This is a genomic window from Acinetobacter equi (assembly GCF_001307195.1).
GTDB lineage: Bacteria > Pseudomonadota > Gammaproteobacteria > Pseudomonadales > Moraxellaceae > Acinetobacter > Acinetobacter equi.
This window is the reverse complement of sequence record NZ_CP012808.1, coordinates 1,587,345-1,600,771: the sequence shown is the minus strand read 5'-3', so window position 1 is coordinate 1,600,771 and position 13,427 is coordinate 1,587,345. Positions and strand designations below refer to the sequence as shown.

Here is a 13,427-nt window from a genome sequence, read left to right as displayed (position 1 = left end):
TCGGTGTCATAAAAAGCATTACTTGGATTAAGAAAAATTGCGTCAAACGATTAGCCGACTAACAATTAGTTCGACAATTAAACATTATTCTACCACATTCTTACTGGTTGGTAGCATATCATCTAGCGCTCAAATTACAGCAGCTGGATCAGATTCTTATACATATAATAATGTGAAAAATAAATCAATAGAGTTGAGCATGATTGCAGAATTTGCTCTCGCTTATCGTGATCCAAATACAGCACTCAACAACTACACAACACTTGCAACCCAAACTAATTCAACCATGGTTAAGCAACGTGCATTAAATATTGCAATTGACTTAGAAAATATTCCATCAGCACTCAATATTGTCACTAATTGGGTAAAACAAGAACCCAAAGATGTCCCTGCTTTATTCTATTTATCACATATTGCATTAAAAGCACATGAGTACGAATTAGCTGCAGAAACGTTAGATAAAATTCTAAATCTCGATCCAAATGCCGATTTAGAAAAAATTTTAGCAGGGATTTCACCTGAAACTGCTGAAGATCGGGATTACTTAATTAATGCATTACAAGCAAGTAAAGAGCAAAATAATCCTTCTATTTTAGTACTTATTGCAGCACTTGAAGCACAAAATGGTCAATTAGAAAAAGCACTTTCAACAATCAATCAAGCCCTAAAAATTCGACCTAAAACAGCAAGCTATATTCTTATGAAAGCAAGTATACTCAATGCTTTAGGGGACATAAAAGAGACAATAAAGTGGTATAAAAAGTCTAGTAAAAAAAATAAAAACAATATTGATATTCAACTCGCAGAAGCAAAATTTTTAATTAAAAACAATCTTGCTGAAGATGCTCTAGAAAAATTAGAAAATATTTTAAAACAATGGCCAAATAATGAAGAAGCACTCTTTATTGCAGGTTTAACTAGTATTGATTTAAAAAAATATGAAGATGCAGAGACACATCTTGTTGAATTAAGAACTTCAGCACAATATCAAAATGAAGCTTATTATTATTTAGCAGTTAATGCTGAACGAAAAGAGCATTTCGAAACAGCAAAAGCATATTATCGCTTAGTAGATGGTAGCCTCTACCCTGTTTCACGTAAAAATATGATTACGATTTTTAATCAACAAAATCAACTTAATGAAGCCTTACGATTTCTTACCCAAGAACGTGTAAACTACCCTCAATATTCAAGTTTTTTATATCAAATGCAAGCCAACATCTTAATTCAAATGAATAATAAAAAGGCAGCAATTCGCTTATTAGATGAAGCCATTCAAAACTTACCCGATGATCCTGAATTGGTTTATACCGAAGTATTACTCTTAGATGCTCATGCAGATCGAGAAAAACTCAATGATCGATTAGAAACACTTCTTGAAATCGAACCCAATAATCCTGCATATCTAAATGCTTATGCCTATACACTAGCCTTACAAAATAGAAATCTAAAAGAAGCAAGAAAGTCTGTTGAATTAGCTTTAGAGCTTGCACCTGAACAGGCTTCTATTTTAGATACATTAGGGCTCATTGCATTTTTACAAAATGACTTTGAAGCATCTAGTCAGGCCTTAGAAAAAGCATATGCTCAAAGCAATAGTATTAAAATTGGTATTCGTTATGCACAATCTTTATACATGCTAGGTGAGATTGATAAATTTAATCAAATACTTGGACAACTAAAATCAAGTTTTCCAAACAACCCAGAACTAGACACACTCAATTCACTTCTACTCAATAAACAAACAAATGAGAGCTAAATTCACATGCCATTTCATTCTAGATCATGCTTAGCCATATTCATCACAAGTATGTTAATGCTAACTGGCTGTCAAACACCTTCTCTTGCATCAAAAACATCTTCGCCCAACATTGGTAATAATGATTCTCAAACAGTGTCTTATAATCAATTTAGCTTACAAGGAAAAATCGGGGTAAAAACCCCTCAACAATCTGGTAGTGCCTTTTTCACATGGATTCAACAAGAAGAACAATTTGATATTGAACTCAGTGGCATTCTAGGCATTGGAAAAACACAAATTACAGGAGAGCCTGGAAAAGTTGAACTCAATAGTTCAAGAACAGGTCTCATTAGTGCAGAAAGCCCTGAAGAACTGCTATTACTAGCAACTGGATGGAACGCACCTATTACTCATATCATTGATTGGGTGCAAGCACGTCCAGCAACCTTAGAAACAGAAATATTAAAAGATAACATGCAACGTCCAATTCAGTTTATTGAAGATGGTTGGACGGTTGATCTTAGCTACAAAGACGAAGCTGTACTCCCTAATCGCCTTGTTTTAAAACAAGCACTTGATTCAAATCAAGAAAACCGTATTACAATGATTATCCAAAATCGTTAACTCAGAAGATGATCGATATTTATGATTCGTGTACCATCACCTGCCAAACTTAATCTGTTCTTACATATTACAGGTCGTCGTGAAAATGGCTACCACGAATTACAAAGCATTTTTCAATTGATTGATTTATGCGATTGGATGGAGTTTTATCCTACTACATCTAAAAAAGTTTTGATTGATGGATTAGCCAGCGTAGATCTACAAAATAATTTAATTTACAAAGCCGCACAGATACTTAAACCGTTTGCTCAAAAGCAAACCGGTTTAAAAATCAACATTGAGAAAAATATTCCGATGGGTGCAGGCTTAGGAGGCGGTTCATCGAATGCTGCAACTACGCTTATTGTTCTCAATCAAATATGGCAATGTGGATTAAAAACAGAACAACTTGCTCAATTAGGACTACAACTTGGTGCAGATGTTCCGATATTTGTTCACGGTAAAAATGCATGGGCAGAAGGTGTTGGAGAAATACTTAGCTTCATTAAATTAGATCAAAAAAAATTCATTATCCTTAAACCTGATTGTTTTATCAGCACTCAATTACTTTTTTCACAAAAAACATTGACAAGAGACACGAAGCCTACTAAATTTTGCGCCTATCAGTTAAAGCCATCTGATTTTGGAAATAATTTCGAGCATCTAGCGAGAAGTTTATATCCTGAAGTAGATGAAGCAATGAAGTACTTAGATCAGTTCGGTACTGCAAAGCTTACAGGTACAGGTGCTTGTGTTTTTATTGAAATAAATGAACAAATGAATATTGATGAAATTTTAAAATATTCACCATGTAAATCATACTTGGTAAATAGTTTAAGTGAATCACCACTCATTCATTTAGAAGTTTAATAGGGGTATCGCCAAGTGGTAAGGCACCGGGTTTTGATCTCGGCATCCGTTGGTTCGAATCCAGCTACCCCTGCCATTTTCACCTGTAGATGTTTGTATTAGGGGTATCGCCAAGTGGTAAGGCACCGGGTTTTGATCTCGGCATCCGTTGGTTCGAATCCAGCTACCCCTGCCATCTTACAACATCGAATTAGGGGCGTCGCCAAGTGGTAAGGCACCGGGTTTTGATCTCGGCATCCGTTGGTTCGAATCCAGCCGCCCCTGCCATTTCTTAGTACAAGACAGAATACACCTTTTACGCTTTACAAGTTTAATTCAACTTGACAAAACGCTGTAAAAATATTAAAGTTCTGCCGCATTAGGGGTATCGCCAAGTGGTAAGGCACCGGGTTTTGATCTCGGCATCCGTTGGTTCGAATCCAGCTACCCCTGCCATATTTTTCCATACATTACCAACCGCCAAGGGTGCTTCATGCCCAATCTTGTCGTTTTTAGTGGAACCGCGCATCCACAATTCGCTCAAAAAGTCGTTAGCCATTTGCACATTCCTTTAGGTGCTGCTTCTGTTTCTACCTTCTCTGATGGTGAAATTGCAGTAGAGATCACTGAAAATGTTCGTGGTAAAGACGTATTTATCGTACAACCTACTTGTGCCCCTACTAATGATAACCTAATGGAAATCTTAGTAATGGCCGATGCTTTGCGTCGCGCAAGTGCTGGTCGTATTACTGCCGTTATTCCTTACTTCGGTTATGCTCGTCAAGATCGTCGTCCTCGTTCTACACGTGTACCAATTACTGCTAAAGTTGTAGCAGATATGCTTACTACCGTAGGTATTGACCGTGTGGTGATGATTGACCTTCATGCAGACCAGATTCAAGGTTTCTTTGATATCCCTGTAGACAACATTTACGGTACTCCAGCATTACTTGCTGATTTACGCCAACAGTCTCATGACAACTTAATGGTTGTTTCTCCTGACGTTGGTGGCGTAGTACGTGCTCGTGCTGTTGCTAAACAAATGGGTGATATCGATCTTGCAATCATCGATAAACGTCGTCAAAAAGCGAATGAATCACAAGTGATGCATTTGATTGGTGATGTTAAAGGTCGTGACTGTGTAATTGTTGATGACATGGTAGATACTGCTGGTACCTTATGTAAAGCTGCTGATGCGCTTAAAACATTTGGTGCTCGTCGTGTAGTTGCATATGCAACTCACCCAGTATTATCAGGTAAGGCACTTGAAAACTTAAAGAATTCTGTAATTGATGAATTGGTTGTCTGTGACACCATTCCTCTTTCAGAAGAAGCTCAAGAAATTGGCAAGATTCGCCAAGTTTCAGTGGCAAGTATGGTTGCTGAAACAATTCGTCGTATTAATAACGAAGAATCTATTAGCGCAATGTTCGATTCTTATCTATAATAGAGCGCTGAATTTTAAAGCCCTGCCCTATGGTGGGGCTTTGTCTCACTAGACTGGTCGCAAGTCTAGTTTAATTAAAACTTAAATTTAAGGATGTCTATCATGGCAAACTTCGTATTAAATGCCGTAGCACGTGAAGAAGCAGTACAAGGGAAAGGTGCGAGCCGCCGCCTTCGTCTTCAAGCTAAAGTTCCAGCAATCATCTATGGTGGTGAAGCTGCTCCTGTTGCAATCACTCTTGAACTTCGTGAGCTTGTTAAAGCTTTAGAAAGCAATACTTTCTTTGAAGAAGTTATTGATATCAACATCGATGGTAAAGTTGAAAGCGTTAAAATCCAAGCTTTACAACGTCACCCATCTAAAAACACACCTATGCACGCTGACTTCAAACGCGCATAAGTGTTTATTGGTGTAAATTAGTGTCAAATATTTCACTGATTGTAGGTTTGGGCAACCCTGGTAAAGAGTATGCCCAAACTCGCCATAATGCAGGCTTTTGGTTTGTAGAACGCCTTGCAGAACAATATGGCATATCCCTCAAAGCTGACCCTAAATTCAATGGAATTAGTGGTCGTGGTAATATTGAAGGTCAAGACATTCGTCTACTATTGCCAACAACATTTATGAACCTAGTCGGAAAAAGTGTTGTCCCTTTCGCAAAATTCTATAATATCCCTCCTGAAGCAATACTCATTGCTCATGATGAACTTGATATGAACCCTGGTATCATTCGCCTAAAAACAGGTGGTGGTCATGGTGGGCATAACGGTTTACGAGATATCGTTCCACATACTGGACCTAATTTCCATCGTTTACGTATAGGTATTGGTCATCCAGGCTCTAAAGAACGCGTATCTGGTCATGTACTTAGTAAAGCACCAAGTAATGAACAAAATTTAATGGATGAGGCAATTCATCATGCATTATCTCGCATTAAACTTTTGGTAAATGGTGATATTCAACAAGCCATGAATCAAATTAATGCATATAAACCAAACTGATCATGTAGTTTGAATAGTCAATATTTATACTTGCTATCCTCTAACTTACAGATCAAAATGCAATTCTTCTAAATTCAAATTAAAAGAAGCAATTGATTTAACACAAGATAAAATATCTTAGGTCAACTAAGGAGACGCAAAACCATGCTATCTCGTTTACTCAAAGCAAAAATTCACCGTTGTGTTGTAACACAAGCAGAACTTCACTATGAAGGCTCATGTGCAATTGATGGCGTTTTATTAGATTTAGCTGGTATTCGTGAATACGAAGAAATACATATGTGGAATGTGACTAACGGTAAACGTTTCACAACCTATGCTATTCGCGGTGAAGAAAACTCTGGCATTATCTCTGTTAATGGTGGTGCAGCTCTTCAAGCAGATGTTGGCGATTTAATGATTATTGCAACATTTGGTGATTTCACAGAAGCTGAAGCTGATGTACATAAACCTCGCTTAGTATATGCAAATCCGGATAACACTGTAAACCACACAGCAAACTGTATCCCTGTTCAAGTAGCTTAAAATTTTGAACATTAAAGCTCACTACAAGTGAGCTTTTTATCCATTATTTAATTAAAAACTTCGACTTTTAACTTCACCATTATAGTAAAGACAATCTTGAACCCTAATTTTTTGAATTTCACTCAGCTCACTTAAATTGAACCATTTAAATTCAGAATGTTCGTCACTCAACTGAATGATCGAACTCTCAAGATAACATTTAAAAATAAAAGCATGTGAATTAACAGAAGAATGAAAATACACACCAGATAAATATTCTATTTTAATATTAGAACCCAATTCTTCTAAACATTCTCTTATTAATGCCTGATGTATAGTTTCACCTAAATCCAAAGCGCCTCCAGGTAAACCCCAAGCCAAATCTGAATAAGTTGCTTTTAATAATAATACCTGATTATTTTCATTCAAAATTACAGCATGCGAACTTAATCTATATAAATCATGAAAAGTCATATTGCTTACTCAAGTTATACTGTATTTATTATATCATTTAAATTATTTTTAATATTATTCTATACTTTTCGGCATTGAAATATGTTGATGTGCTATTTTCCACTGTCCTTTATTTTTTTGGAAACATAATGTTGTCCTGCACCATGGTAAGTTTAAAATTTTATCAGGCTCTTTATGGTCAATTTTAGAATAACAATGCATAAATGCTAAATTAGATTGAGCAAATATTTGTACTTCTTTTCTATATACTTTGATATTTTCTACAAAAAATGGGTTATAGCGCTCCCACAAACACTTAAACTCCACTACACCCTCAATTTGTGAGCTAACATCAAATACTTTCATATCTTGCTCACATATATCGGTAATCGCATGTAAATCTAACTTTGCAATAGCATCATCCCATTGCTTGATTTTAAACAGTACTTCCTGTGCTAAATGCTCATCACCAACAAATACGACTGACATAGTCATTCCCAGATTTAATTCATAAAATTTGTAACTTTCAGCGGGAACTAGTCAACATTGATCAATCACCCAACTGAAACAATAAATATACATTACAATAACATATTTGTGTGAATCAATTCACACTTTGTTTTGTAAGCTAATATTTGATGATAGGTATTGATATATCAACAACTTTCCAGGTCCAATCAAATGGCTGTAAAGTCACTTTTGTTGTATATTTATTTTTTAAGTCAAAATAAACAATAAACTTATTCCATGCTAAGATACTAATCTTTAATATTTTTTTATCCGTATTTGTGACAATCTGCTTATCTAAGTTAGTATTTTTTTTACCATTTAGTAGATTTATCGAATTATGAGATTCTATGAGATAATTTAGCTCCTTTAGGTAACTATCGTGTAACAAATTCCCTTGCATTAAAGAGCAAATGGATTCAGGTGTGACTAAATTTTCTACAAGCTGATGAGAAATTAGAGAATTAATTTTTTTACCTAACACTGTATAACGATTGCTTACATTATCAAACCCCATTGCTTCAACAAATTTTTCTTCAATTTGTAAAGTTAAACTTTGTTGAACTCGAGGAAAATTAATATATTTATGCAATTTTTCAGGCTGATTATTCTCAACTGCCTGCATAATTTGATATAAAGACCAGTAAGCAGAACCAATCCAAGATATTAAAACAATACTAAATAATAAAATAATGACCGTTATAAACTTTTTCATAAATTAACATCTAAAATAATTAAAAATAAAGACATGTCTTCGCATGCTCGAACTTTATTTTATGGGAAAAAATTATGCGTTCGGTTAAATCTTGTATCAAACCAAAATTAATTTTTGCTAATATTTAGATATGTTAAATTATTTTTTACTAAATAAATACATCGAATATTTAACATTATAATATAAATATTAATTAAATTGATAAAGAAATATAAAGATATATACTCCTTTATCAAGATAAAATTAATACACTTGTATAATTTTTTTACTATATGTTTCTTTTGGCATTTCTATAATTTCAATACATGCTTGAATTTCAACTTTCGATTGCTTAGGTAAATATTCAATTAAAACACCTAAAGCTTTTTCCGAAATTGCTTGTCGAATTTCTAGTGAGCGTCCAGTTAATAAAGAAATTTTAACATGAACATAGCCTTGGCTTTGTTCATTAATACCAATAACATAATCCTTTTGGCACATTGCTCTACTTTTTATATCAACAGCAGTTGCATATTCTCCGACAACTAAACATTGATTAAGTGCAGTGAGTAAAGGTTTTGCTTCAAAATTTTCAATATTATCTGAATATTCAACATGGATATGAGGCATAACAAATTCCTTAATTTTTCTTTGTTATACCATATGACAGGTTTTGCAGTAAGCTTAAATAGCTCGATCTTATTAAAATGTAGGCAAACAGGCTATAACTTTAAATAACTATAACCTGCCCCCTTATTCAAAGCTTAAATTTAAAAATCATGTTAAATTTTTATACTTTTTTGACATATTCAGACTTTAATTTCATTGCACCAAAGCCATCAATTTTACAATCGATATCATGTCCATCAGCAGAATCTGTTAATAAACGAATATTTTTAACTTTTGTCCCCACTTTTACTACAGATGAAGAACCTTTCACTTTTAAGTCTTTGATTACTGTAACAGTATCACCATCAACTAAAACATTACCATTTGTATCTTTAATAATCGTTTCAACATCTTGTTCTGAAACTTCTCCCTCTTTCCATTCATAAGAGCATTCTGGACAAATCAATAATTCACCATCTTCGTATGTATATTCTGATTGGCATTTTGGACAATTTGGTAAAGACATAAAAAACCTCAAAAAAGGCAAAATAGAAAATTAAAGATTGAACTATAACATTAATTGTAAATTTAAAGAAAAGACCTATAAATGATAGGTCTTTTGTAATCAGAATAAGTTAAATCATGATTCAACTTAAATATGAGATTAAATGGGCTGAGTATCCTCATCTAAATCATCATCATATACATATGCCATACACCCCCATCCATCATATTCACCATGATATTGTGTTGCAATTTTAGTAAACCAATCTTCTAAATCGACAATATCGGAATAATCAGGTTCCATATAAACATAAATGGTAATAAACCATTCATTGGTGTCCTCATCTTGAAAAAGGGTGATTTTTTGCTCTTCTTTCAATAAGGATAATGCACAAGCTTCCGCATTTTCTTGACTTTGAAAAGCAAGGGAAAATTCAATTTCATGTGCTTCTGTTAAATCATCTCCATCTTCATACATTTGCCAAAGTACATTACCATTGTCATCATCTGGAAATTGTTGATAATCACGAGCCATTGGTTTTCCTTATTTTAGATTCCATTTTACTTATCTTAGATTAGCCTAAAACGTTATCATTTTGGTAAAAATTACTAAAAAGCACAAAGCTAAAATGCAATAAAATATGACATCGCATATAAGCTTTATATAAAAATAAAAATGACCTATCAACATTCTTTCATCAAAATGGAACATTTCCTTTGATTTCAACATTTATACCACTTAAAGGATGCTGAAATGCTAAATAACTTGCATGTAATGCCATTCTATTCAGTAAACTTTTTTTAGGTTCTGGATGATAAATTTTATCACCCGTAATTGGATGACCAATATGCATCATATGTACACGTAATTGATGCGATCGTCCTGTAATTGGTGTAAGTAAGACACGTGTAATATCTAAAGCAGTATCATAATCTAAAGCTCGATATAGTGTTCTTGCTGGTTTCCCTAACTCATAATGAACCATTTGTCTTGGTCGATTTTCCCAATCTGTGATTAAAGGCACATCAACTTCACCCACACCTTCTAACTTTCCTTGTACCAACGCAATGTAATTTTTAGTGACCGTACGTGCCTGAAACATTTTACTTACTGCAACTTCTGCATTACGATGCTTAGCAAACATTAAAATGCCTGACGTTGCCATATCTAAACGGTGGGTAATTTTTGCAGATGGATATTTTTCTAAAACACGTAAATAAGCACTATCATGGTGTTCTGGTAAACGCCCTGGAACAGACAATAATCCTGCTGGTTTTTCAATGACAACTAAATCATCATCCTCATAAACAATAACTAATGGTTCTTGAGGTGGCATATAAACAAAATTGTCATCTAAAGGCATGAAACTTACAGCATTGGTAGGAAAAATGGGAAAATATCAATTGGGTGATGTTGTGTCAAATTGAATTAAAATTTAATTCTTATTTTATCTTTTTTATTGAAGTTGAAGAATTTTTTAGGATGTTGGGAAAAACTTCAATGTTGTTTACTTCAACTATCATGCTTTGTAAGTCATGATCTTATAGCCTATAAACTTTTGATCTATAGCGTCCTAAGCCGAATCGAGACCTTTTGGGTAAGTACTGCACTCGCATTTTGCGCCACTCACAGCATGCTACTCTTTCCGATTCCCGTCACACCCTTGAGATATATAATAGAAAAATAGTGTTGAAATTAATTTCCTAAGATCTCTATTTTTTTTATTTTTATAAAAAAAATTATCAAATAAATCTAATTTAATGAAAAATTATTTCATATTTTGTTTTTATCTATAACTTTTCATCAAAAATAGACTATAAAATAAGAATTATTATCTTTGTATAGATACATATCTATAGGTAGTTTTGCACCCATGTCCCAATAAACCACCATAAACTTATAGCAGACATTCCACACAATAAATTAGCTAAAATTTTATTAAGTTTGGACAAGTGTGATTTATAAATTTGCAAATTAATCAAATAAGCAATTAAGGCTAATATTCCACCTATTACACCACCAATAAAAATAAGCAAAAATGGCCAAGCGGCCATTAAATGTACACTCTTAGCTAGAGTTTCTTGATGCTCTTTTTCAGCTACAACCTTTCCAGATAATTCCATAATAATTGCCTTATTTAAATATTTTATAATAAGAAATAAGCAATTTTTAAGCCAAATAAATAAACTGAATCCAATTTAAAAAAGCAACCGATTCATTTTATTTAAGTTTAATAAATTATGATAAAAATCTCATAAGTAAATATTTAAATTATTTTTTTCAAAATCTTACAGCTACTCATCAAAATACAATTCATCAAACTGTTTAATTTCTGAAAGAAAAATTGAAGGGAAATTAACATCCACCCAACGTTCTTTAAAGTATTCTGGTTTATCTCTATCATCTAAATTTATATTGTTACGTATTAACTTTTTATTCGTTAAAAAATTAATACTGACCTGTTTATCTATATAAGGTCCATGATTATCTGAACTTTCATATCCAATTAAGCGAAAATCATTCTTTTCCAATCTAAAGCGATATTCCCACCAACCATAACGCCCATGCCCATAAAATATATTTAATCGATTATTTTTAATCTCTATAGTGAACTCAGGTGCAAAATAAACACCGCCATCTTCATTTTCAGAACTAAAAGCAGATAAATTTTGCACTATTTTTTTATAACCACTATTTTCACGTAACAAAATAATAATGCCTCTACGATTACGATCTAATTTTCCTTTATATTCATCATATACCCATGCTTGAGGATCTGTTGCTTTAATAATGAGTACGAGATCATCCAAACCATCTTTATTTAAATCACCTTGAATTGCTTCAAAAAGCACATAGTTTTTAGGAATATAAGCTTTGTATTTCTTTTTATCTTGCTGTAATTGAATTTCTTGAGGGCTAAGCCCATGAGCCAATGTGATAGAACTAAAACTAAGCACTATTATAGAAAAAATTATTAAACACAATTTCATTTAGCTTTATATTCCTATACTTAGATTTTATTTTATTACTGATAACAAATTAAACATTTCTAAAAAGCATGATATTAATTTTTTTTCATCATTTTTATACTAAAAACCCCATTGGGTAATGGGGTTTTTGTTTAAAACAGAGATCTTCTGTTTTTTTCGTGTAGCTTAAGCAACCTTATCGTTATATTGGGTGCCAAGACATTTGGTACACGGTGGTAAACGGTCTGTACCAATTTCTAAGTAGGTGCGGTGTCCGCATTTAACACAAAAATAGAAGCCTGTTCCGGGTTGTTCGCCAGCAGTTACCATTTTTGTTCTCCTTGTGTTTTAGAAATGGTAAAAATAGTATAATCTGATTTGTATGATTTTCAATTAGCCATTTAGTCTAATGATGATGGCAGAAAAGCGAAGGATATAAAACTGCCCTAGTTCAGTAGTCGCTATTTCAAACTACTTCTAATGCTAACACCTTATGCTGCGCAATATATTATCGGAATAACATTGGCTTCTTTAGCTGCGTGAGCGAAAGACGATAGTATCCACAATAATTGAATTATATGACCTCTAACCTTTTTTTCTTGCTTAATATCATTAAATTCAGCCTCTATTTTAGACTTAGAAATAAAGCTGCAACTTAAAATACATTTCCTATATAACCTATGATTTCTTAATAAAGAATCTATATCCGAACTTAAATTCGGTGTGGTTTTCCTAATTCGCTCTATTTGAGTTTGAACCCCATTCCCACTCTTATATTGTTTACATAAAGATGTTTTAACTTTTTGATCAATTTGATCTTTTGAAAAGAACATATTTCCTAAATTTTTTATACCTTGACCGACTACATCATGTAAGTTACTAGCGGATGTTGATTCCTCTCCATGTTTAGAGTGAATAAAACTAATACTAGAATCCTTTAAATTTAATGTTATATGATCCGCCCATTCATCACCTAAATCATCACAAAAAATGTAGTCCTCATTAACACAAATACTTTCAACAAAACCAAACATAGAATTAGAATTAAAAGTTGTTTGTGTATTAATAAACGATCCTTTTTCCGATATAACTGTTTCAATTCCACTTTGTGGTTCAAACATTTCAAGAATACTCTCGATCTCTGAAATCCCAGACCTATCCTCAAAACAATTATTCATAAAATACATATACTTAGGATTATCAAAGGTAATGCTGTATAAGCCCTTATTATTTATATATTTCATTAAACTTATTGTTTTATTATTTTCTTCAATTTTAAATTTTGCAAAAGCTTTAGTTGAAATTGACAAACTTTTAGAGTTAATTTTTATCTTTGATATTTTTTTTGCTCCCCGAATAATATGCTTTTCATCAATTTCATATACTTTTCTAAGTTCATCTAGCAAAAGGTTTTTTGTATTCTCTTTTATATATTTCTCAATTATTTTGTTCTTTCTATTACCTTTGATTCTTTTAGAAGTTTGCCATTTTATTTTAATATTTTCACTCAATAATTCATCTTCAATAAAGGGAACATCAATAAGT

General features: G+C 32.9%; 18 protein-coding genes and 4 tRNA genes. 11 read left to right on the top strand and 11 right to left on the bottom strand.

Annotation, left to right across the window (positions count from 1 at the left end):
- The first annotated feature begins 37 nt into the window (after positions 1–37).
- The 11 genes from AOY20_RS07530 to panD all read left to right on the top strand — a co-directional run bounded on the left by AOY20_RS07530 (position 38) and on the right by panD (position 6,166).
- Complete coding sequence (locus AOY20_RS07530) at positions 38–1,759, top strand: tetratricopeptide repeat protein (protein ID WP_054581288.1); 1,722 nt, start codon at positions 38–40, stop codon at positions 1,757–1,759.
- A gap of 6 nt (positions 1,760–1,765) precedes the next feature.
- Positions 1,766–2,365 (top strand): lipoprotein insertase outer membrane protein LolB, encoded by a 600-nt coding sequence (lolB, locus tag AOY20_RS07525; RefSeq protein WP_054581287.1) that lies wholly within the window; start codon positions 1,766–1,768, stop codon positions 2,363–2,365.
- 21 nt (positions 2,366–2,386) lie between these two features.
- Positions 2,387–3,214 carry a 4-(cytidine 5'-diphospho)-2-C-methyl-D-erythritol kinase gene (ispE, locus tag AOY20_RS07520; RefSeq protein WP_054581286.1) on the top strand — a complete coding sequence of 276 codons (828 nt, stop codon included), beginning with the start codon at positions 2,387–2,389 and terminating at the stop codon, positions 3,212–3,214.
- Position 3,215: 1 nt separating this feature from the next.
- Positions 3,216–3,290, top strand: a tRNA-Gln gene (locus tag AOY20_RS07515).
- Positions 3,291–3,314: 24 nt separating this feature from the next.
- Positions 3,315–3,389: transfer RNA gene (locus tag AOY20_RS07510), tRNA-Gln, on the top strand.
- Between the two features lie 17 nt (positions 3,390–3,406).
- Positions 3,407–3,481 (top strand) — tRNA-Gln (locus AOY20_RS07505).
- Positions 3,482–3,574: 93 nt separating this feature from the next.
- A tRNA-Gln gene (locus AOY20_RS07500) sits at positions 3,575–3,649 on the top strand.
- A 37-nt stretch (positions 3,650–3,686) separates the two neighbouring features.
- Entirely contained in the window at positions 3,687–4,640 is a 954-nt protein-coding gene (locus AOY20_RS07495; protein WP_054581285.1) for a ribose-phosphate pyrophosphokinase, read from the top strand.
- Between the two features lie 102 nt (positions 4,641–4,742).
- Positions 4,743–5,039: a 50S ribosomal protein L25 gene (gene rplY / locus AOY20_RS07490; protein WP_054581284.1), complete on the top strand. Its 297-nt coding sequence runs from the start codon at positions 4,743–4,745 to the stop codon at positions 5,037–5,039.
- A 20-nt stretch (positions 5,040–5,059) separates the two neighbouring features.
- The gene (gene pth, locus AOY20_RS07485; protein WP_054581283.1) at positions 5,060–5,641 is read left to right on the top strand and encodes an aminoacyl-tRNA hydrolase; all 582 of its coding nucleotides are present in this window, start codon (positions 5,060–5,062) and stop codon (positions 5,639–5,641) included.
- Between the two features lie 144 nt (positions 5,642–5,785).
- Positions 5,786–6,166, top strand: a complete 381-nt coding sequence (panD, locus tag AOY20_RS07480; RefSeq protein WP_054581282.1) for an aspartate 1-decarboxylase — start codon at positions 5,786–5,788, stop codon at positions 6,164–6,166.
- A gap of 51 nt (positions 6,167–6,217) precedes the next feature.
- On the opposite strand, the gene AOY20_RS07475 is transcribed toward panD, so the two are convergent.
- From AOY20_RS07475 to AOY20_RS14930, 11 genes are all read right to left on the bottom strand, one after another.
- A complete protein-coding gene (locus AOY20_RS07475) occupies positions 6,218–6,619 on the bottom strand; it encodes an NUDIX hydrolase (protein ID WP_054581281.1) in 402 nt (133 codons plus the stop codon).
- A gap of 54 nt (positions 6,620–6,673) precedes the next feature.
- Complete coding sequence (locus tag AOY20_RS07470) at positions 6,674–7,087, bottom strand: YybH family protein (protein ID WP_054581280.1); 414 nt, start codon at positions 7,085–7,087, stop codon at positions 6,674–6,676.
- A gap of 139 nt (positions 7,088–7,226) precedes the next feature.
- Complete coding sequence (locus AOY20_RS07465) at positions 7,227–7,820, bottom strand: DUF2939 domain-containing protein (RefSeq protein WP_054581279.1); 594 nt, start codon at positions 7,818–7,820, stop codon at positions 7,227–7,229.
- Positions 7,821–8,063: 243 nt separating this feature from the next.
- Positions 8,064–8,429: a 5-carboxymethyl-2-hydroxymuconate Delta-isomerase gene (locus AOY20_RS07460; protein WP_054581278.1), complete on the bottom strand. Its 366-nt coding sequence runs from the start codon at positions 8,427–8,429 to the stop codon at positions 8,064–8,066.
- Positions 8,430–8,589: 160 nt separating this feature from the next.
- Positions 8,590–8,934: a zinc ribbon domain-containing protein YjdM gene (locus AOY20_RS07455; protein ID WP_054581277.1), complete on the bottom strand. Its 345-nt coding sequence runs from the start codon at positions 8,932–8,934 to the stop codon at positions 8,590–8,592.
- 138 nt (positions 8,935–9,072) lie between these two features.
- Positions 9,073–9,447, bottom strand: coding sequence for a ribonuclease E inhibitor RraB (locus AOY20_RS07450; RefSeq protein WP_054581276.1), 375 nt, complete (start codon positions 9,445–9,447; stop codon positions 9,073–9,075).
- A 163-nt stretch (positions 9,448–9,610) separates the two neighbouring features.
- Positions 9,611–10,276 carry a pseudouridine synthase gene (locus AOY20_RS07445; protein WP_054581275.1) on the bottom strand — a complete coding sequence of 222 codons (666 nt, stop codon included), beginning with the start codon at positions 10,274–10,276 and terminating at the stop codon, positions 9,611–9,613.
- 490 nt (positions 10,277–10,766) lie between these two features.
- Complete coding sequence (locus tag AOY20_RS07440; RefSeq protein ID WP_227510322.1) at positions 10,767–11,036, bottom strand: hypothetical protein; 270 nt, start codon at positions 11,034–11,036, stop codon at positions 10,767–10,769.
- Positions 11,037–11,207: 171 nt separating this feature from the next.
- On the bottom strand, positions 11,208–11,903 hold the full coding sequence (locus tag AOY20_RS07435) for a hypothetical protein (RefSeq protein WP_054581274.1): 696 nt from the start codon (positions 11,901–11,903) through the stop codon (positions 11,208–11,210).
- A 165-nt stretch (positions 11,904–12,068) separates the two neighbouring features.
- Positions 12,069–12,212 (bottom strand): zinc ribbon-containing protein, encoded by a 144-nt coding sequence (locus tag AOY20_RS14490; protein WP_081403369.1) that lies wholly within the window; start codon positions 12,210–12,212, stop codon positions 12,069–12,071.
- Between the two features lie 161 nt (positions 12,213–12,373).
- Complete coding sequence (locus tag AOY20_RS14930; protein ID WP_227510321.1) at positions 12,374–13,393, bottom strand: hypothetical protein; 1,020 nt, start codon at positions 13,391–13,393, stop codon at positions 12,374–12,376.
- Positions 13,394–13,427 lie beyond the last annotated feature (34 nt).

Coding starts and splice junctions, on each gene's coding strand:
- lolB (WP_054581287.1), top strand. CDS start 1,766: ATGCCATTTCATTCTAGATCATGCTTAGCCATATTCATCACAAGTATG.
- ispE (WP_054581286.1), top strand. CDS start 2,387: ATGATTCGTGTACCATCACCTGCCAAACTTAATCTGTTCTTACATATT.
- AOY20_RS07495 (WP_054581285.1), top strand. CDS start 3,687: ATGCCCAATCTTGTCGTTTTTAGTGGAACCGCGCATCCACAATTCGCT.
- rplY (WP_054581284.1), top strand. CDS start 4,743: ATGGCAAACTTCGTATTAAATGCCGTAGCACGTGAAGAAGCAGTACAA.
- panD (WP_054581282.1), top strand. CDS start 5,786: ATGCTATCTCGTTTACTCAAAGCAAAAATTCACCGTTGTGTTGTAACA.
- AOY20_RS07475 (WP_054581281.1), bottom strand. CDS start 6,619: ATGACTTTTCATGATTTATATAGATTAAGTTCGCATGCTGTAATTTTG.
- AOY20_RS07470 (WP_054581280.1), bottom strand. CDS start 7,087: ATGTCAGTCGTATTTGTTGGTGATGAGCATTTAGCACAGGAAGTACTG.
- AOY20_RS07465 (WP_054581279.1), bottom strand. CDS start 7,820: ATGAAAAAGTTTATAACGGTCATTATTTTATTATTTAGTATTGTTTTA.
- AOY20_RS07460 (WP_054581278.1), bottom strand. CDS start 8,429: ATGCCTCATATCCATGTTGAATATTCAGATAATATTGAAAATTTTGAA.
- AOY20_RS07455 (WP_054581277.1), bottom strand. CDS start 8,934: ATGTCTTTACCAAATTGTCCAAAATGCCAATCAGAATATACATACGAA.
- AOY20_RS07450 (WP_054581276.1), bottom strand. CDS start 9,447: ATGGCTCGTGATTATCAACAATTTCCAGATGATGACAATGGTAATGTA.
- AOY20_RS07445 (WP_054581275.1), bottom strand. CDS start 10,276: ATGCCTTTAGATGACAATTTTGTTTATATGCCACCTCAAGAACCATTA.
- AOY20_RS07440 (WP_227510322.1), bottom strand. CDS start 11,036: ATGGAATTATCTGGAAAGGTTGTAGCTGAAAAAGAGCATCAAGAAACT.
- AOY20_RS07435 (WP_054581274.1), bottom strand. CDS start 11,903: ATGAAATTGTGTTTAATAATTTTTTCTATAATAGTGCTTAGTTTTAGT.
- AOY20_RS14490 (WP_081403369.1), bottom strand. CDS start 12,212: ATGGTAACTGCTGGCGAACAACCCGGAACAGGCTTCTATTTTTGTGTT.